A 17197-nucleotide genomic window follows, 5' to 3' on the forward strand; every position below is an offset into this window, starting at 1 on the left:
ACTCTAGAGTGCAAGGATTTCCGCCTTACTCTGCGCAAAGGAATCCCTGCTGCTCAGCTTTCCACCACTGCTCCCTCCCTTACTGCTTCGCCCCCTTCTGCTCCTGCCGAGACTCCTCCTCCTGTGCCTGCCCCCAAATCTCCACCGAGCCACTGGGTGGAGGTAGTGTCACCCATGGTGGGAACCTTCTACAGCGCTCCTGCTCCTGGAGAAGCGGACTTTGTCCAAGTAGGTCAACGGGTAAACAAAGGCCAAACCCTGTGCATTATCGAGGCCATGAAGGTGATGAACGAGATAGAAGCAGAAACAGCAGGTGTGGTAAGGGAGATTTTGGTGAGCAACGGCCAGCCGGTGGAATTTGGCCAAGTTTTAATGCGGCTGGATCCCACCGGCTAACAGCGAAACTGGGGCAGAGATGAGGCTTTTCCCCCGGAGGGATCCCTTGGCAGCTTTGCCCGGGATTAGGGTACTCTGCCATGCTTCAGCCCACGGCCCCCGAGACAGTTGAGGGGGTAAAGGTTCTGCCCCCCCAGCACATTGTCGGCCAGGAGCTGGCGGCGCAGCTGCTCGCGGCGGCCCTAGAGAAAGGGCGGGTGACCTCAAGCTACTGCTTCCTAGGGCCAGAAGGGGTGGGGCGGCGCCTGATGGCCCGCTGGTTTGCTCAAGCTCTCCTGTGCGAGTCCAACACCAGGATCCCCTGCGGCCAGTGCCTTGGCTGCCATTGGCTGCTGGCGGGCACCCACCCCGATCTCCACTGGGTCAGCCCCACCTATCTCCATCAGGGTCGCCTAATCCCAGCAGATGCCCCCGAGGCGCAAGCTCTGCAGCGGCGCTCCCCGCCGCAAATTCGCCTGGAACAGGTGCAGGAAGTGTCGCGCTTCTGTGCCCGTAGGCCAATGCGCGCCCGCCGTTCGCTGGTGGTGCTGGAGGGAGCGGAAACCCTAGCCGAAAGTGCAGCCAATGCCCTGCTGAAAACCCTGGAGGAGCCTGGGCCGGCCCACATCGTTCTCATCGCACCCCAGGCGGCCTCCCTGCTGCCGACGCTGTTGTCCCGCTGCCAGACGGTGCCTTTCCGCCGCCTCAGCTCGGCCGAGATGGAGCAAGTGTTGGCTGCTTTGGGCTGCCCGGAGCTGCCCGGGATCCCTCGCTCAGAGCTCATTGCCCTGGCCCAAGGCAGCCCTGGACGGGCGCTGGCCGCCCATCAGCATCTGCAGAGCCTTCCGCCGTCGCTGCTACAGGATCTAAGGCGCTGGCCCCCCTCGCTGCGAGAGGCGCTGGAGCTAGCTAGGGCAGTAGCTGCTCTCGATTTGCCAGCGCAGCTGTGGCTGATTGACTACTTGCAGCAGCATTTCTGGGCGCAGGGATCCCGCCAGGCCATTTGGCAGTTGGAGCAAATTCGCCGCCAGCTTTTGCACTTTGTGCAGCCGCGCCTTGCTTGGGAGGTCAACCTGGCTAGCCTAAGCCGCAGGGCTGTCGCGAAGGGGGACTAGAAGAAAGCCCTGTGGCAAAGTGAAAAAGAGCGTTCAAGACCTGCCTATGCCTGCCTGGCTTTTGGCTTTCCCTGCGGCCCTTGGAGGCTACTTGCTGGGATCCATCCCCACCGGCTACTGGGTGGGCCGCTGGTGGGGCGGGATCGACCTCCGCCAAGCGGGCTCCGGCTCGACGGGGGCAACCAACGTGTTGCGGACGCTGGGCAAAGGGCCGGCGCTGCTGGTGCTGCTGGTGGATGCCGCCAAGGGGGCTGCAGCGGTGGCGCTGGGACTGGCTCTGGGGTCGCCGTGGTGGGTGGCCGTGGCTGCCCTGGGGGCAGTGGTTGGCCACAGCCGCTCCTGCTGGCTGGGCTTCAAGGGCGGCAAGTCGGTGGCCACTAGCCTAGGGATCCTGTTGGCCATGGCTTGGCCAGTGGCCCTGGCTACCTTTGGCGTCTGGCTGCTGGGGATTGCCCTCACCCGCATCGTCTCCTTCAGCTCCCTGCTGGCAGCGGTGGCGGCTCCGCTGCTGATGTGGGCAACGGCTCAGCCCCTGCCCTATAGGGTGTTTGCCCTGGCGGGCGGGATCTATGTAATCGGCGCCCATCGGCGCAACATCGAGCGCCTGCTGGCCGGCTCAGAGCCGCGCCTTGGCCAAAAATGGGCCCAGTCCCCCCAATTCCCCACCTCCTAGAGCCAGATGGAACAGACGACGGTGGTTTTTGTCTACGGCTCCCTGCGGCGGGGCGGCCAGTACCACAGCCTGCTGCAAGGGGCGGAGTTTTTGGGAACAGACAGCCTCAACCACATCGACCTCTACGATCTCGGCCCTTACCCCATGGCGATCCCTGGCCGAAATCGGCTCTACGGCGAGTGCTATCGCATTCCCCTGAGCCTGTTGCCCCGCTTGGACGAGCTAGAAGACCACCCGCGGCTGTACCAGCGGCAGTGGGTGCAACTGGAAAGTGGCACCTCGGCCTGGGTTTACCTGGGCCGGCCCGAGCAGGTGCAGGGGTGCCCCCTCATCCCCAGTGGCTGCTGGCTGCCCCGAGGTTCCTAGAGATCGAAGTGGAGCTTGACGCCCCCAACATACTGGGGCAGGAACTCGGCTGGGGGCAAATCCGGGTCTCTTGCAGAGGGAGCCGCGGCCTCTACAGGGCTGGCCAGGCGCTCTAGGTAGTAGATGCAATCCCCGCGCCGCCACATGTCCGGCTTGGGCAGGTAAAATAGCCGCCCTACCGGGGATGGCCGAGCTCCCTTTTGCCACCAGCCCCCTGCCCGCTGCGGGCGCACCAGTAGCAAAGGCAGGCAGAGATCGGCTTTGATCCGGTAGGCAAACTGATCCCGCAGCCGCTCCAGGGTGGGATCCTCCAACCCTATTTGGGCCGAAAGGGGGTTGAGCAGAGCTAAGCGCGCTGCCGAGCTCGACTCCTGGGCCGAGGCCACGGCAGAGGGGGAGGGCTTCAGGCCCAAATCCGCTAAAGTGGGCAGGGTAATCGAGCGCAGCTCCACGCGCTTGGCCTCTAGGTAGCCGGCCCAGCGTTGCAGTTGGGCAAAAGAGATCGGCAGGGTGCGGATCCCTTCTAAGATGGGCATCTCGGGCAGCAACACCGTCCAGATGGCAGCGGAAACTGCGAGTTTCACCATCAGCTCGGCAATGGCCCAGTTCATCTGGGGATCCCGCGTCAGGATCAGCAGCGTCTCTGCATGGTCGATATCGGCCTTCAACAGGGCCGACTCGCTCAGCACCACTTCCTGCAGCGATCCCGGCAGCAGCCGGCCAACTTCATCCCCCAGGGCAGAGCCACCCTTGTGGCCGTTGGGCTCGGTTTGGCCAGCGGGCTGGCGCCAACAGGCTGCCGAAGGCAAGGGCAGCACCTCCACGACTTGGTTGAGGGAGCGCAGCAATTCGGCCAAGGGTTCAACCAGCGGGTGATCCCCAAGGATCACGGTGGAACTGCCTTGGTCTAGGCCCAGCCAACGAGCCACCCAGGCGGCAGTTAGCCCCTGCACTGTCACCGTGGCCGAGATGGTTAAAAACACTAGTGCCTTGAGGGCATCTCCCCCAGTGATGCCCCGCTCCGTCAACAAAATGGCAAACAAAGAAGCCACCGAAGCCGCCACAATGCCGCGGGGAGCTAGCCAGGCCACAAACAACTTCTGCCGCCAGTTGAGATCGCTGCCCCAGGTACACAGCCACACGCTTAAGGGGCGGACAACCAGCATCAGGCAGAGCACCGTGGCCAAGGCTCCCCAGCCCAAAGCCAATACCGCCTTTAGGGACAGCGTGGAGGTGAGCAAGATAAACAGCACCGAGATGGCCATTACCACCAACTGGCCGTGAAACTGGCGCACGCTCCGCTCGGCAATGGCTGCCTTCTGCCGCACCACTAGGCCTGCCATCACTACCGCCATCAGCCCTGCCTCTGAGCGCAGCGACTGAGCCAGGGCAAATACCCCCAGCGCCCCCGCCAGCACCACCGAGTTGCGCAGCTCCTCCGTCAAAAATTGCCGCGACCAGAGCAGAAAGGATCCCATCAGCCAGCCCCCCAGCGCCCCCACCGCTGACCCAATGGCCAAGCGGCTAGATAGCTGCTCCAGGGCCATCAAGAAACTGGGGTGGCCGGAAAGCACTACCTGCAGCACCACCACTGCCAAGATGGCTCCCACCGGATCAATGAGCACCCCTTCCCCTTCCAAGAGGGTGCTGACGGCGGGATCGACGCGTACCCGCTTGAGGATGGGGTTAACTACAGTTGGCCCCGTCACCACCACCAGGGATCCAAACAGAAAGGCTAGGGGCCAGGGGAACTCTCCCAAATAGTGGGCCGCCAGTGCCCCCCCTCCCAAGGTCAAAAGCGATCCCAGCAATACCAGATTGCGCAGGCTGCCGGAGACCTGGTTGAGGCGTTGTAGCCGCAGGTTCAGCCCTCCCTCGAACAGGATCAGGGCCACTGCTAGCGACACCAGCGCCTCCAGACCGGATCCCATGATCTGGGGGCGAACCCAGCCCAAGCCATCTGGCCCCAGCAGCACCCCAAACAGCAGCAGGAAGACAATGCTGGGCACCTTGACAAAGTTAGCCAGGACTTGAGCTGCGATCCCGGCCACCAAGGCCAGCGTAAACAGGATCGTCAGCTCAAAAGAGCTTTCCATGCCGAGGCTCAACCTCCCTCCGTGAGAACTCTGCCCCAGCAGCTCTCTCCTGTTCAGTAGGGTTGCCCCTCAAAGCTGCCATGAGAGACTAGAAACACCTGCAGAGAACTCCACCCTGGGACAGACAGGAGAAAGCATCCTTTTGCCGAGGGCAGATGCTCCCTGAGCCCAGGGTAGCTCAGGCCGAAGTGAACCCCCCTAGCTAATCCGGCTGCCCCTTTGCAGAAGGGTCGAGTTCGGCTGCTGCCAGCGGCTTAACTCGGCGAATGGGTAAGTTAGCAATGAGGGCCGTTGTGCTCCCCTCCACGGTCAAGTGGAATTGCATCCCCTCCGAGTCCAGCTCCACATAGCGGGAGACCACCCCCAAAATTTCCAGCCGCATCGATTCCAGGGCTGCCGGACTGAGATTGGCGCGGTCGTGGGCCAAGATGAATTTCAGGCGCTGCTTGGCCTGCTCGCGGCTGCCGCCGGGGGAGCGGGGAAAAAGCTGATCCAAAAACTCGAGGAGCATGGGCTTTATTCTAGTCTCGTTGAAAGAGAGCTAAGGGCTGCTGGGCTTCAGAACACCTTTTGGCTTAAAAATCGCCTTGCCTTTTCCCAGAAAGACTCACCCAAGCCGGCCAACTTGGGGAACTCCACCACCTCCCCTTCCAGCCGTCGGGCAATGCGCTGAATGGCCTGGGCAGCCGGAGAGGGACGGGCAGCCAAAACCATGGGTTCTCCCTTGTTGGTGGAGACAATCACCTCTCGGTCTTCCGGAATCATACCCACCAAAGGGATGGCCAGCACCTCCACCACATCTTCCACGGCCATCATCTGGCCAGCGGTTACCATGTCGGGGCGCAGGCGGTTAACAATGAGCTGAATTGAAGAGATCCCTGCCGCTTCCAACAGGCCCACCACCCGGTCTGCATCCCGCACGGCAGCTACTTCGGGCGTAGTCACCAGCAGGGCTTCTGTTGCCCCGGCAATGGCATTGCGAAACCCCTGCTCAATCCCGGCCGGGCAGTCAATCAACACATAGTCGTAGCTACCGGCAAGCTTCTCCATCAACTGCCGCATTTGCTCCGGGTTGACTGCTGTTTTGTTGCGGGTTTGGGCTGCTGGCAACAAGGAGAGATTGGGGGTGCGTTTGTCTTTCACCAACGCTTGTTCAAGGCGACATTCCCCCGCAATGACTTCTAGAGCCGTGTACACTACCCGATTCTCTAGGCCCAGCAGCAGATCCAGGTTGCGCAGGCCAAAGTCGGCATCCACCACCGCTACCGAGCGACCCAAGCGTGCTAAGGCAGTGCCTAAGTTGGCTGTCAGGGTGGTTTTGCCTACTCCTCCCTTCCCAGAGGTTATGACGATAACTCGGCCCATGCTCTTCTCCGCAGAAACTCCTGAAGGCTGGCGATGCAGATGGCACCATCTTGCAAGTAAACCACCTCAGGGGTATTGCAAGGGGAGCCACTTTCTGGGGGGCGGGCCACCTGGTCGGCGATGCGCAATTGGGTGGGCTCCAACTGCAAGGCCAGGATCACTGCACTTCTATCCCCCTCGGCGCCGGCATGCGCCAACCCTCGCAGCCGTCCCCAAACCCAAATGTCGCCGCCCGCAACGATCTCGCCGCCGGGGTTGAGATCTCCCAACAGGAAGACAGAGCCACGGTGGCGTACGGACATGCCCGAGCGCACGGTTGAACGCAGGTACAGAGGGGCAGTGTCGGGAGGAGGAGAGGGAACCACCTCCAAAAGGGAGGATTGCTCCACCGAATAGCCCAAAGTTGCCGCGGCAATGGCGGTCGTGCGGGATCGAGTTTGGACGCGCCATAGCTGCAGCCGATGCTGCGCCAACAGGACAGCCAGGGCCTGCAGGGTGGGCAGCTCCAGCTCTCGCTCCTGGCACCACAGGGTTAGAGGAGCCACCCCCGTCCAGTAGGACTTGCGGCTGCGCAACTGCCAAACGAGCTCCTCCCAGACTTCTTCCCAAGCTAGGGTGGTGGGCAGGTGCAGGTGGATCCCTTGGGCATCGGAGCGAAAGTAGACACTCTCTTTTGCTGCCCCTACCCCGATAGAGGAGGCAGGGGCCTTGGGAAAGGGTGGCGAGTTTCCCACCAGCGACCCCATTCTGCCTGCCCTCCTTCGCCAAGGAATTAGTCGAAGTAGAAGAGCGTAACCACCTTGTGTTGCTCCTCAGCGTGCCTGCAGGCCTCCAAAAGCGTGACGCTGTCGTGAAAGGCAAAACAGATCAATTGCTGGCACTTGCTGATGATTTCCAGATTGCAGAGGCGACTGGCCTCCGCTAGAGGCAGGTGGTCGTTTTCAGGGTGCTCCACCAGATGCAGCACCTGCTCCAAACTGGCCCGCGACTCTGCCGGCTGCCGCTCTAGGCTTTGGGGCAGGATCACCGTCAAGGATTTAATATCTGCCCGCATTGCTCCACGAATTACAGCCAGGTTGGTACCAATAGCCCCGGACGTGAGGATGCGGTTGCCGGTAAGGGCCAAGGCGTAGCTGAGGGTCTCGATGAGGTACTGGTGGGTAATGGGCACATGGCGAGTGCCCAAGATGGCTATTCGCTTTGGCCCCACTTGCTGAATGGCGGCCAGCTCTTGCAAGAACGTATCGACGCTGGTGGGGAGGTCAATGGATTGGGTCAAGGGGATCCCTCGCTAGACAGGATGGGCCAGATTATGCTAGCAGCCTACACCGTTGCTCTGGGATCTAGCTAGAGGGTTGGGCCATCCCTGCTCAAGTTGCTAGACCTACCAGCGCAGCAGCGCCGCTGCTCCCTGAAACTCGTGGAGCAAGCGCTCTTCAGCTTCGCCGCGAACGAACTCCAGTTTAGCGCCAAAATCGCGGCCTAGCACCCACACCAGATCCCGCAGGGGTGCCGGCTGTGGCTCTGGGCAAAGGAGCTGGGCCATCTCCTGGGTTCCTCCCACAAAGCCGTCTGGGCAGCGCCAGATGGTGGCCTCTAGCCTCCAGGGCAGGACAAGGATTTCCACCCGGCCTAGCTGGAGGGCGTCCAGCACCGCATCCAAGCCCCAAGCGCCGGGCTGCTCTCGAATCCGCTCCAACAAAGCCAGCTCTCCTCGGCGCTCAGCGGCCTCCAGGACGGGTACCACTCGGTCGAGGATGTCTTGCGGCGTCGGTGTGTGAAGGTTGGCGGGGTGCCCCACCCGCGCGACGATGCGGTTGCGTAGGCCGCGGTTGAGATAGCCCTCAAAGTGGGACACCTGCCAGGCTTCGCCCATGAGCACCAGCCGCTCAATGCCCAGGCGATCCACTGCCTTATCCAGGGCGGAAGCCAGGCGCAGGTAGAGCTTGTGCATCCAGAGGCTGACCTTGGCCGCCTCCCGCTCCTTGGGGGAAAGCTTGTCGAAGGTGCCACCGCTGCGGGCGCGACGTTCGGCAACGGCATTTTCAATGCGGCCGGCCAGCTTCTGCAGTTCCTGCCATTCCTCGGCGCTGATGTTGGCAAAGATTTCCGTGTCCTCTCGCAGTTCTCCCAAAAAGAGCTCGTAGAAGCGCCACCTGCTGCCAGACAGGTGCAACACCCCACCCCGCTCGTATTCATCAAAGGCAAAGAAAAGGGGCGTGAGGTAAGGTTCCCCCCAGCGGGCCTCCACCCGCCCATGGGCCAGATCCACCACCGGCAGCTCCACCTGCAGGTCGATTCGGCGCAGCACTGGCTTGCCAGCGGGATTGCGGCTGGCAAAAAGAACCAGGGTGCGGGCCGAAGGGCGCTCCTGCTCCACTAGAGCAAGGACTTGCTCGCAGAGGGAGTTATCAGGCTTGCTCTCCTCTCTCTCCAGCAGCTCCTTGAGGGTATTCTTGATGCGCCCCACCCAGGCGCGACCCGCATTTTCGGGACGAGCAGGGTTGGTGTCGGCATATATTGAGAGCACGGGCTTGCTGCTGTCGCCAAAGGCAGCTTGCAGATCCTGGATTAGGGTGTTGAGTTCCTCCATGGTCTTGAGAAGGGGCGTCGCTGGGGCTCAAGCCTAGCAAAAATAAGGTTAAGGGAAAGCGAGGGATCCGGCCCTAGCTGAAGCCCAGTTGGGCTCGGCTTTGAGGAGAAGCTTCTAGCATAGCATAGCCCGCGCCTAGAGCCGAGCGGCTGCGCTGCCCTCCAGATCCACTGGCTCCGATTGGTCTGCCGGCGGCGGAGCCTCCTGTAGCTCAAGGGCCAAGAGAGTTTTCCCATGGAGGCTGCAGCTTCAGGGCGTGGGGCCCTAGCTGCACCGGACGGCTGGAGGGCGGGTTGCTCTACCTCTTGCAGCCAGTTTCTTCTTGGGACAAGCAGTTGGCCTGGTGCGCCCGGGATCCCATTATTAGTACCCTTTTGCAGCCAAGTTAGGGGTTTGCAAGGCGGCTTCTACCCGATGCACTTGGGTTTTGAAGCTGCCATCTGGCTCCAGCCATAGCTGTCGCAGGGCTGGGGGGATCACCTCCAGAGCAAACTGGGAGCTCTTGGGGAGAAATTGCACGCAGGTGGAGGGACAGGCAAAGTAATCAACCCCCCGGCGGCGACGGTGCAGCTCCTGATGAACATGGCCAAAAATCACCAGGCGAACGTGGTCGAACTCGTCCAAAACCCCAAACAGCCGCTCCGGCTGCTGCAGCGCACTTTGATCCAGCCAATCGGAGTCTACCGAAAAGGGGGGGTGGTGCAGGGCTAGGAGAACATGGTGGTGGTTGGCCCGGCTGCGCTGTAGCTCTTGTCGGAGCCAAAGTAAGGTGCGGTCGGTTAGGTAGCCGCTGTCCCTGCCTGGCACCAGCGAGTTCAACAAAATAAAGCTCCAGTTCTCGCGACTGAAGCTTTTCTCTGCGTGCAACCGCCCGCCGCGGAGCTCTAGGTTCATAACATGCAGGCGATCGTGGTTCCCCGCCAGCCAATAGGTGTCGATGGGAAGGGTCTGCAAATAGCTTCTAAGACGGGCATAGGCAGCCGCACTGCCATCTTGGGCAAGATCCCCGGTTAGGAGCAACACATCCGGCAAGGGATCCAAACTCACAATGGCCTTTTGCACTGCCAGAAAAGAGGCCTCGGTGTCTACCCCCAACAACCGCTGATGGCTCTTGGCAAATAGATGCAGGTCACTGATTTGAACCACGTAAACCGCCATGGCAGCGGGATTGTTCAACACCGAAAGGCCTTTGCCGTCTCCAAAGGCAGAGAGCCCTCTCAAGAGACACTTAGAGAGCGACCTACCTCCCGGAAAGCGGCCTGCACCTGTGGCCAGCGGGATTCCTGGGTTGAGGCAGTTAGAGTATAGAGGCGATGGTGACGAACGGTTACCGTCACTACCTCGTGGCGAAGCTGGGATCCCAGATTGGTTTGGTACTCAAACAGGTAGTAGGGCTGCCCCTGCCGTTCGAAGGCCTCGGCTGCCAAGAGCTGGGTTGAGCGACCCGATCCCTCAGGGGCAATGATCTTCTTTGCCACCAATTGCCCTACCTCCTCTGGGCCTCCCAGATCCGCAATCGTCTCCCCTTTGTCGAAGGGGGCAACCATCAGGCTGATGTTTTCGGTCTCATAGACTAGGTCGCGCAGGAGCACGGCTAGCCCCTTCCCAGGGCTTAGCTTCACGCTCACCATGCCATTGGGGTAAGCAAAGGCAAAAGCTCCATTGGGATCTCGGTAGACTCGCAGGTTGGGGCTTGCTGAGCAGGCACCAATGATCAAGCTGAGGCAGACCCCCAGCAGCAACAACACCCCAGAAAGCCGCCGACCCAGTAGGCTCAACTGCCCCTCTCCTGCCATGCCGAGATCCTCCGCTTAGGGTTAGCCACCTCCATATCCTACCTAAGATTAGACCGCAGCAGCCTTTTAGCGGGATCCGTTCTGGTAGTGGCGGGAGCGCAGGACCAACACATCGGAAAGCTGGCGCAGCTGATTTTGAAGCTGAGCAAGCTGTTGGGCGTCGCGTACATCAATGCAGAGGTCAATTGAGGCAGTGCGATTGGCAAAGGTTTGCACCTTGGCATTGCGCACATTGATGCCCTGATCGGAAAGGCGGGAGAGAATATCCCGCAGCACGCCAACCCGGTCGATGACCTCTAGACGCAGTTCTACAGGATAAGTCTGGGTGCTTTGCCGCAGTTGCTCCTCGTTCCAGCGCACCGGCACCAGCCGCTCACCCGGAACCTGGGCTACCCGCGGACAATCGCGATGATGAATGGTGATGCCCTTGAAGCGGGTAACCACGCCCAGGATGGGATCCCCTGGGAGCGGGCTGCAGCATTTGGCCAATTGATGTTTCAGGCCCTCCACTCCCAGGATGAGAGATTGGGATCGGCTAGAAGCTCGATTTCCATCGCTTCGCGGCAGCAGCAGCTTGGCTTCCGCCAAAGATCCCTCCTCGGGTGGGGGGGAGATGGCTGGCTTGCTGACCTCCTGCAGCCGGTGGATCACCTGCGCGGGGGTTACCTCTCCATAGCCCAGCGCCGCCAGTAAATCGTCCACGCTGCTGTAGTTGAGCTTCTCGGCAACCTTCTGCATCCGCTCGGACTTCAGCAGGGCTTCAAACCCCGTTTTGCCCAGCTCCCGCTCCAGCAACTGCCGACCGCGGGCAATATTTTGCTCGCGATTGGAGCGCTTAAACCATTGGCGAATGCGATTGCGCGCCGAGCTGGTGGCTACAAAATTAATCCAGTCTAGACTGGGGTGGGCATTCTTGTGGGTAATAATCTGCACGATGTCGCCATTGCGCAGGCGAGTGTCCAGCGGTACAATCTTGTTGTTTACCCGCGCCCCGGCGCAGTGATCCCCAATTTCTGAGTGGATGCGATAGGCAAAATCAATCGGGCAGGATCCCTGGGGTAAGGCCAGCAGATCTCCCTTGGGGGTGAAGACGTAAACTTCGCTCTCAAACAGGTTCTCGCGAACAGTCTCTAGGTATTCTCTGTCGTCCTTGAGGTCGTTTTGCCACTCCAAGAGTTGCCGCAGCCAGCTAAAGCGCTCTTCCTCGGGCTTTACGGGGGTGCTGCCGGCTTCCTTATATTTCCAGTGGGCAGCAATGCCGTACTCGGCCACGCGGTGCATTTCTTCGGTGCGGATCTGCACCTCCACGGGTCGCCCCTGCAGACCAATCACTGTCGTGTGCAAAGATTGGTAGCGGTTTGGCTTGGGCAGGCCAATGTAGTCTTTAAAGCGCCCGGGAATGGGACGAAAGCAGTTGTGAACAACTGCCAGCACCCGGTAGCACTCGCTCACGGTCTGCACGATAACCCGCACCGCCAAGAGGTCGTAGATCTCGTGGAATTCCTTGCGCTGCTGCTGCATCTTGCGGTAGATGCCATACAGGTGCTTGGGCCGCCCGCTGATCTCAAAGTGCTCTAGCCCCGCTTGGAGGAGGTTCTTCCGCAGCTCTTCGATAAAAGCTTGGATCTCCGCCTCTCGCTCGCTGCGCTTGGCGTTAACCAACTCTTGGATCTGGCGATAGGCTTCGTAGTCCAGGTACTTAAAAGCCAGGTCTTCCAGTTCCCACTTGAAATGCCAGATCCCCAGCCGGTTGGCCAAGGGGGCAAAGATCTCCATGGTTTCGGCTGCAATCTGCTTTTGCTTGTGGGGCGGCAGATATTGCAGCGTGCGCATGTTGTGCAAGCGATCCGCCAGCTTGACCACGATGACCCGAATGTCTTTGGCCATGGCCACAAACATGCGGCGGAAGTTCTCCGCTTGCTGCTCCGTTTTGCTGGAGAAATTAAACTTAGAAAGCTTGGTTACCCCTTCTACCAAGAGGCGCACTTCGGGTCCAAATTCTGCTTCTAGCGCCTCCAGGGTAACGCCTGCATCCTCAACAACATCGTGCAAGAAGCCAGCCGCTACCGTGACGGCATCCCCCCCCAGCTCCCGCAACAAGCTAGCTACAGCCACCGGGTGGGCGATGTAGGGATCCCCCGACTTCCGCTTTTGGCCCTTGTGCAAGCAGTAGGCAAACTCAAAGGCCCGGCGCAGCAAATCTGCCTCTTGGGGAGTGTAAGCTCTCAGCCCATCGCCGAGATCTTCAGCGCCAGAAAGCAAAGCACGCAGCCATCCTGGCACCTCAAAATCGAGGTTGTTTAGGTCAAAGCCTCCTTCTAAGCTGGCGGCAACAGCAGGCTGACCCATGGGAATCTAGCAAGGAGGATGGTCTACTCCCTGGAGTTTCTTACAGCCTATCCCCAACTTGACTGTCCGCAGGCAGGTTAAAGGCAAAAAGCGCTGCGAAAAACCTCAGGGAAAAATCTGGCGCAGTGTTAGTATTCTAGTTCCATCGTATCACTCACTCTGCCGCATCTCGTAGCAACATATACAGACAGATGAAGCTAGCCTCTTGCTGGGGGGCTAGAGGTGGGAGGAAGTTGCAAAGCTAGAGGCCCTAGCCACCCCTTGCGGTAGTCGTTGAGGATTTGCCTTGCCGCTCGCTCGGTATCGCCTTGGTAGCGCCGTTGGGCCAGCTCCTGGACTGCCACGCTGCCAGGGGGGATCGGGTCAGGCCAGCCGTAGCGCTGTTGCAAAAGAGCTTGGGCCTGGGGCTGCACCTGCAGCAGTTGATCCACAAAGTAGGCCGCTACGCGCTCGGGGTCGTAGGCGGCAGCGCCAATGTCATCGCAGATGGCTAGCAGCGTGGCTGCCCGCTGATCCGGCAGCGAAGGCGGGAGGATGCCCGGCGAGTCCAGCAAATCCAACTCCCCCCCTAGCCGTACCCACTGCAGTTGCCGGGTTACCCCAGGGCGCGCAGCGCTCTCGACGGCTCGCCGTCCCAAAAGTCGATTCAGCAGGGCCGACTTGCCCACATTGGGAAAACCCACCACCACCGCCCGGACAGCCCGCGGCCGCATGCCCCGCCGCTGCCGCCGCTCGTTGACCGACTGCCCTAGCTGCAAAATAGCCTGCTTGAGGCGACTGACCCCTTGTCCCGATTGGCCGTTGGTGGGATAGACCGGGATCCCTTGCTGCGAGAAATACTCCTGCCACGCTTTCAGATCCCTTGCCGCAATCGAGTCGGCTCGGTTGAGGGCCAAGAGGCGCGGCTTCTGCCCCAGCCACTTGTCCAGCTCGGGATGGCGGCTGGCCAGCGGGATGCGCGCGTCCACCACTTCAATTGCCACATCCACCAGCCGCAGTTGTTCCCGCAACTGGCCAAGGGCCTTAGCTACGTGGCCAGGATACCACTGGATGGGCGGAGAGCTCATGCTGCCAAAACCCTGGCAAACACCAAGGGCGGGATCTACTCTAGCTTGTCCAGCTCGTCTTTCCCACCTGCAGGGCAAGCAACGGCTGGGATCCCTTGCCAAGACAAGCTAGCGTTAAGGAGTGTAACGGCGGAGAAGGGACGATGGTCAAGCGCGTGCGGTTGGATCCCATTGCTCAGGTGTCAGAAGTGGCCACCAACAACAACTTGCTCTCGGTGCTGCTGCAGGAAGAGCTGAATGTGTTGAAAGAGTGCGGCGGGCGCGGTCTCTGCGCCACCTGCCATGTGTACGTGAAAGAAGGGATGGAGTCGCTCTCGCCCATGACCCGTCGGGAGCAGCGCACCCTAGAGGTGATCACTAGCCGCAAGCCCAATTCCCGGCTTGCCTGCCAGGCGCGGGTTCTGGGAGAAGGGGTGGTGGAACTACCGATAGGAATGTACGCCAATGCCCTCAAGGACATCGAGGTGCTCATTGGGCGGCGGGCCGAGCAGCCCATCTTGCACCCTATCACTGGTGCTGTGTTGGTGCAGGCAGGAAAGCTGATTACCCGTTCGGTGCTGGAGTCGGTGAAGAACCTCGATCTAGACATCCAAGAGGCTTTGGCCCGCAGCAGCCGAGATTTCTAGAGCTCTATGGGACCTGTATTTCTTGGGATCGACCTAGGCACGTCGGGAATGCGGGTGGTGGCCCTCTCGGAAGCGGGGGAGGTAGTGGGCAAAAGCGAGCGCTCCTGGGATCCCCCAGAAACCAACCCGGGCCGCTGGCTGCGCACCCTAAGAACCCTGTTGGGACACCTAAGGGGGCAACTGGGGGATCGCTACACCATTGTTGCCCTTAGTGCCTGCAGCACCTCGGGTACAGTGCTGCCGGTGGACGGTCGCGGCATGCCGCTGGATCAGGCCTGGCTGTATTCCGACCCGCGGGGCCAGGTTCAGGCCAAGCAGTTGGGGATCCCTGCCAGCTGGGGACTTAGCCGCTGGCTGTGGTGGGCAGAAGCCCATCCCGAGCGATACCGGGACAGCTACTTGGCCCATCCGGCGGACTTTCTCCTAAGCCAACTGGGAGGCCGCCGACGGGTAACTGACCACACCCACGCCTTGAAAAGTGGCTTTGACCTAGAAACCTACACCTGGCCGCGGGAGTGGCTATCTCGCCATGGCCTCGACCCCAAGCGTTTCCCTGAGGTGGTGGCGCCGGGAACGGTTTTGGGAACGGTGCGAGCTGAGTGGGAGCTGGGGCCAGAGGTGCTAATTGCCGCCGGGATCACCGATGGCTGCGCCGGGCAACTGGCTGCAGGAGCTACTCGCTTGGGTCAAGTCTCCACCAGCCTGGGCACCACTCTTATCTTCAAGGCCAACAGTGCTGATCCCATACAAACCCCTAGCATCTACTCCCATCTGCACCCCGACCGAAACGGCTGGTGGCCGGGGGCAGCTTCTTTTTGCGGAGGCGGGGTTTTGCCCCACTTCTTCCCTGGCGGCAACTTGGCTGCCTTGGATCAGCAGGCGGAGGCCCATCTGCCCACCGGCTTGGTCAGCTATCCGCTCTGCCGACCTGGGGAGCGTTTTCCCATCCTCGACGACGCATTCGCGGGGTTCTTGCCCCAGGCAGAGGTGGGCTCTCCCCGTTTTTACGCGGCCTTGCTGGAGGGAGTGGCGATGGTGGAGCGGCTGGGACTGGAGACCTTGGCCGCCCATGGGATCCCCCTACTAGAAGGGAGCCCAATTTTTACCACCGGCGGGGGCTGCAAAAGTTCCCTCTGGCTCCGCCTGCGCGCCAGTATCCTTGCCCGTCCCTTGGCAGTGGTCAAACATCCCGACCCGGCTGTAGGAGCGGCCATCCTGGCAGCATCGGCCTATTGGTGCTGCTCAGTGCAGCAGGCTGCCGAGCGCTTGGTGCAGGTGGAACGTCTCATCCAGCCAGATCCAAACTGGGTCAAGGCCTATGCCGAGATCTACTCGGAATTTCGCAGCCGGTATTTCTCCCCCTGAGGGGGAACATTTTTACACACTCCCCGGGGATCTACCTCGGGGGGTTTCGTTTCCTATTTCCAGGAATCCCCCCGAAGGGAAGACCTCGGACATTAAGCGCGGCCCTCGCTTTGCTCAAGCCTTGTTTCCAGTTTCTGGGAGTCACCCCGGACGGGAGAACTTGCCAGTTTGAGATTAAGTGGCACGCTCCTGTCGCGTTTCCAAGTTTCTAGGGCTCCCCCAAAGGGGGAACTCGATTCCGAGGTGGGGCTACCACCTAGACGACGTGGATCATGTTTCCAATTTCTGGGAACCCCCCGAAGGGGGAACAGGACTCCACCCCCCTTAAAGCCAAGCAGGGCAAGGAATACAAGACCCATTTGTGAGGGGGTCGGTCGAAAAGAGCAGAAAGTAGCCTTGGAAAGGGGGGGTAAGAGGCCTGAAGGCCTCGTGGTGCAAGGAATCGAGCGGGTGAACGAAAAAATAGGCTTTTCCGGGACTTTCAAAGGCGCTCGCAAAGCTGGCTATAACATGCTTGCCCTGAGGATCTATGTAGACTTCTCCTCAAAGTTGCATCAGCCAAAAGCCAGCGAACGACTGAGCCCTGAAATCGCTTTGGATGGCGAGGAAATGGATCCCTTGCGCTTGGCGTTGGCGTTGGGCAAAGCCCTCGGCCTCTGCTCGCAGCTTTTCGTCTTTGAGTTGTGCAAAGAGATAGCAATCGTTGAGGCCAGCCTCGAACAGCAGCCATCCCTCCGCCACAGTCAAGTAGGCAGGCTCCATGCCGCTCATCCAGGCTGCTATAGGAAGAGCCCGCTGCGAGGCGATCACCAAGCCGGGAATGATTGTGTCGGGCGCAAAAGCCTCCCAGTTTACTGGAAACAGCTCGCCAAATTCGATTGGCCAGGTCTCGGCTTCCCGCAGATCCCTAGCCCGCAGCGTCACGAACGCCCAGCGCTCTCCCTGCAACTTGTCCGGCAGGGGGACGGGATCCGGCGGATCCGGCTCCACGGGGGGTTCAGGGCTGTAGGTGAACTGGGTTTCCTGGGGGTAAACCTGCTCTGCCCGTTCCCGCATCCAGGCCTTAAGGGCATAGACGCGACGGCTGGGGAGCATGGGGATCCCGACGGCGTTGCAGGCCCGTTGCAGAATGGAGCTCATGCGGGCTCGGAACACCCGGATGGCCGAGGGGGGCTGGGGAGCCGCTTCCAGATAGCTGCGCAACTGTTGGGCCACCCAGGTGCTATTGACCTCTTGGTTGCTGCAGTACTTGGCCTGGCGAAACTGGCCGCTGGGATCGCACACCAAGAGCTCCCAAACTCGCCGATCCTGGGCATCTCGCAGCGGGACGGCGTTAAAGTCCATCTGCCAGATGGGGCCGCGCATAGGGCCAGAACGAGGGGGTTGAATGGCCAAGGCGTTCCTTCCGTTT

17 protein-coding genes are annotated in these 17197 nt (G+C 60.8%); 6 read left to right on the plus strand and 11 right to left on the minus strand.

Annotation, left to right across the window (positions count from 1 at the left end):
- The 4 genes from accB to NW860_RS05300 form a co-directional block, all read left to right on the plus strand.
- Positions 1–396: acetyl-CoA carboxylase biotin carboxyl carrier protein (gene accB, locus NW860_RS05285; protein ID WP_414512853.1), on the plus strand; the 396-nt coding region annotated here is incomplete at its 5' end.
- Positions 397–476: 80 nt separating this feature from the next.
- A complete protein-coding gene (holB, locus tag NW860_RS05290) occupies positions 477–1490 on the plus strand; it encodes a DNA polymerase III subunit delta' (RefSeq protein ID WP_414409977.1) in 1014 nt (337 codons plus the stop codon).
- Positions 1491–1536: 46 nt separating this feature from the next.
- On the plus strand, positions 1537–2163 hold the full coding sequence (gene plsY, locus NW860_RS05295; RefSeq protein ID WP_414412496.1) for a glycerol-3-phosphate 1-O-acyltransferase PlsY: 627 nt from the start codon (positions 1537–1539) through the stop codon (positions 2161–2163).
- 6 nt (positions 2164–2169) lie between these two features.
- Complete coding sequence (locus NW860_RS05300; RefSeq protein WP_414396265.1) at positions 2170–2529, plus strand: gamma-glutamylcyclotransferase; 360 nt, start codon at positions 2170–2172, stop codon at positions 2527–2529.
- Here NW860_RS05300 and NW860_RS05305 read toward each other — a convergent pair.
- From NW860_RS05305 to ylqF, 10 genes are all read right to left on the minus strand, one after another.
- On the minus strand, positions 2526–4625 hold the full coding sequence (locus NW860_RS05305; protein WP_414512856.1) for a cation:proton antiporter: 2100 nt from the start codon (positions 4623–4625) through the stop codon (positions 2526–2528). The two genes, NW860_RS05300 and NW860_RS05305, sit on opposite strands and share 4 nt — an antisense overlap.
- A gap of 202 nt (positions 4626–4827) precedes the next feature.
- The gene (gene minE, locus NW860_RS05310) at positions 4828–5136 is read right to left on the minus strand and encodes a cell division topological specificity factor MinE (RefSeq protein WP_414396262.1); all 309 of its coding nucleotides are present in this window, start codon (positions 5134–5136) and stop codon (positions 4828–4830) included.
- Between the two features lie 47 nt (positions 5137–5183).
- Positions 5184–5990 carry a septum site-determining protein MinD gene (minD, locus tag NW860_RS05315; RefSeq protein ID WP_414412471.1) on the minus strand — a complete coding sequence of 269 codons (807 nt, stop codon included), beginning with the start codon at positions 5988–5990 and terminating at the stop codon, positions 5184–5186.
- The gene (gene minC / locus NW860_RS05320; RefSeq protein WP_414512859.1) at positions 5969–6736 is read right to left on the minus strand and encodes a septum site-determining protein MinC; all 768 of its coding nucleotides are present in this window, start codon (positions 6734–6736) and stop codon (positions 5969–5971) included. Before minC ends, minD begins: the two co-directional genes overlap by 22 nt.
- A 26-nt stretch (positions 6737–6762) precedes the next feature.
- Complete coding sequence (locus NW860_RS05325) at positions 6763–7269, minus strand: DNA recombination-mediator protein A (protein WP_414396255.1); 507 nt, start codon at positions 7267–7269, stop codon at positions 6763–6765.
- A gap of 105 nt (positions 7270–7374) precedes the next feature.
- A complete protein-coding gene (locus tag NW860_RS05330; protein ID WP_414512861.1) occupies positions 7375–8583 on the minus strand; it encodes a VLRF1 family aeRF1-type release factor in 1209 nt (402 codons plus the stop codon).
- A 363-nt stretch (positions 8584–8946) separates the two neighbouring features.
- Positions 8947–9741, minus strand: coding sequence for a 3',5'-cyclic-AMP phosphodiesterase (gene cpdA / locus NW860_RS05335; RefSeq protein ID WP_414512862.1), 795 nt, complete (start codon positions 9739–9741; stop codon positions 8947–8949).
- A 59-nt stretch (positions 9742–9800) separates the two neighbouring features.
- Positions 9801–10379, minus strand: coding sequence for a photosystem II reaction center PsbP (psbP, locus tag NW860_RS05340; protein ID WP_414512864.1), 579 nt, complete (start codon positions 10377–10379; stop codon positions 9801–9803).
- A 66-nt stretch (positions 10380–10445) separates the two neighbouring features.
- On the minus strand, positions 10446–12728 hold the full coding sequence (locus NW860_RS05345; protein ID WP_414512866.1) for a RelA/SpoT family protein: 2283 nt from the start codon (positions 12726–12728) through the stop codon (positions 10446–10448).
- A gap of 197 nt (positions 12729–12925) precedes the next feature.
- On the minus strand, positions 12926–13795 hold the full coding sequence (gene ylqF / locus NW860_RS05350) for a ribosome biogenesis GTPase YlqF (RefSeq protein ID WP_414512868.1): 870 nt from the start codon (positions 13793–13795) through the stop codon (positions 12926–12928).
- 143 nt (positions 13796–13938) lie between these two features.
- Here ylqF and NW860_RS05355 point away from each other — a divergent pair, with 143 nt between their 5' ends.
- Together NW860_RS05355 and NW860_RS05360 are read left to right on the plus strand one after the other, a co-directional pair.
- On the plus strand, positions 13939–14421 hold the full coding sequence (locus NW860_RS05355) for a 2Fe-2S iron-sulfur cluster-binding protein (protein ID WP_414512870.1): 483 nt from the start codon (positions 13939–13941) through the stop codon (positions 14419–14421).
- Between the two features lie 6 nt (positions 14422–14427).
- Positions 14428–15786, plus strand: coding sequence for an FGGY-family carbohydrate kinase (locus NW860_RS05360; RefSeq protein ID WP_414512872.1), 1359 nt, complete (start codon positions 14428–14430; stop codon positions 15784–15786).
- Positions 15787–16329: 543 nt separating this feature from the next.
- Here NW860_RS05360 and NW860_RS05365 read toward each other — a convergent pair.
- A complete protein-coding gene (locus NW860_RS05365; protein ID WP_414512874.1) occupies positions 16330–17181 on the minus strand; it encodes a Tab2 family RNA-binding protein in 852 nt (283 codons plus the stop codon).
- Between the last annotated feature and the right edge of the window lie 16 nt (positions 17182–17197).

This window comes from Synechococcus sp. F70.1 (assembly GCF_047502745.1).
Lineage (GTDB): Bacteria > Cyanobacteriota > Cyanobacteriia > Thermostichales > Thermostichaceae > Thermostichus.

Excerpts from the sequence above, each read along its gene's own strand:
- holB (WP_414409977.1), top strand. The coding sequence starts at position 477 with ATGCTTCAGCCCACGGCCCCCGAGACAGTTGAGGGGGTAAAGGTTCTG.
- plsY (WP_414412496.1), top strand. The coding sequence starts at position 1,537 with ATGCCTGCCTGGCTTTTGGCTTTCCCTGCGGCCCTTGGAGGCTACTTG.
- NW860_RS05300 (WP_414396265.1), top strand. The coding sequence starts at position 2,170 with ATGGAACAGACGACGGTGGTTTTTGTCTACGGCTCCCTGCGGCGGGGC.
- NW860_RS05305 (WP_414512856.1), bottom strand. The coding sequence starts at position 4,625 with ATGGAAAGCTCTTTTGAGCTGACGATCCTGTTTACGCTGGCCTTGGTG.
- minE (WP_414396262.1), bottom strand. The coding sequence starts at position 5,136 with ATGCTCCTCGAGTTTTTGGATCAGCTTTTTCCCCGCTCCCCCGGCGGC.
- minD (WP_414412471.1), bottom strand. The coding sequence starts at position 5,990 with ATGGGCCGAGTTATCGTCATAACCTCTGGGAAGGGAGGAGTAGGCAAA.
- minC (WP_414512859.1), bottom strand. The coding sequence starts at position 6,736 with ATGGGGTCGCTGGTGGGAAACTCGCCACCCTTTCCCAAGGCCCCTGCC.
- NW860_RS05330 (WP_414512861.1), bottom strand. The coding sequence starts at position 8,583 with ATGGAGGAACTCAACACCCTAATCCAGGATCTGCAAGCTGCCTTTGGC.
- cpdA (WP_414512862.1), bottom strand. The coding sequence starts at position 9,741 with ATGGCGGTTTACGTGGTTCAAATCAGTGACCTGCATCTATTTGCCAAG.
- psbP (WP_414512864.1), bottom strand. The coding sequence starts at position 10,379 with ATGGCAGGAGAGGGGCAGTTGAGCCTACTGGGTCGGCGGCTTTCTGGG.
- NW860_RS05345 (WP_414512866.1), bottom strand. The coding sequence starts at position 12,728 with ATGGGTCAGCCTGCTGTTGCCGCCAGCTTAGAAGGAGGCTTTGACCTA.
- ylqF (WP_414512868.1), bottom strand. The coding sequence starts at position 13,795 with ATGAGCTCTCCGCCCATCCAGTGGTATCCTGGCCACGTAGCTAAGGCC.
- NW860_RS05355 (WP_414512870.1), top strand. The coding sequence starts at position 13,939 with ATGGTCAAGCGCGTGCGGTTGGATCCCATTGCTCAGGTGTCAGAAGTG.
- NW860_RS05360 (WP_414512872.1), top strand. The coding sequence starts at position 14,428 with ATGGGACCTGTATTTCTTGGGATCGACCTAGGCACGTCGGGAATGCGG.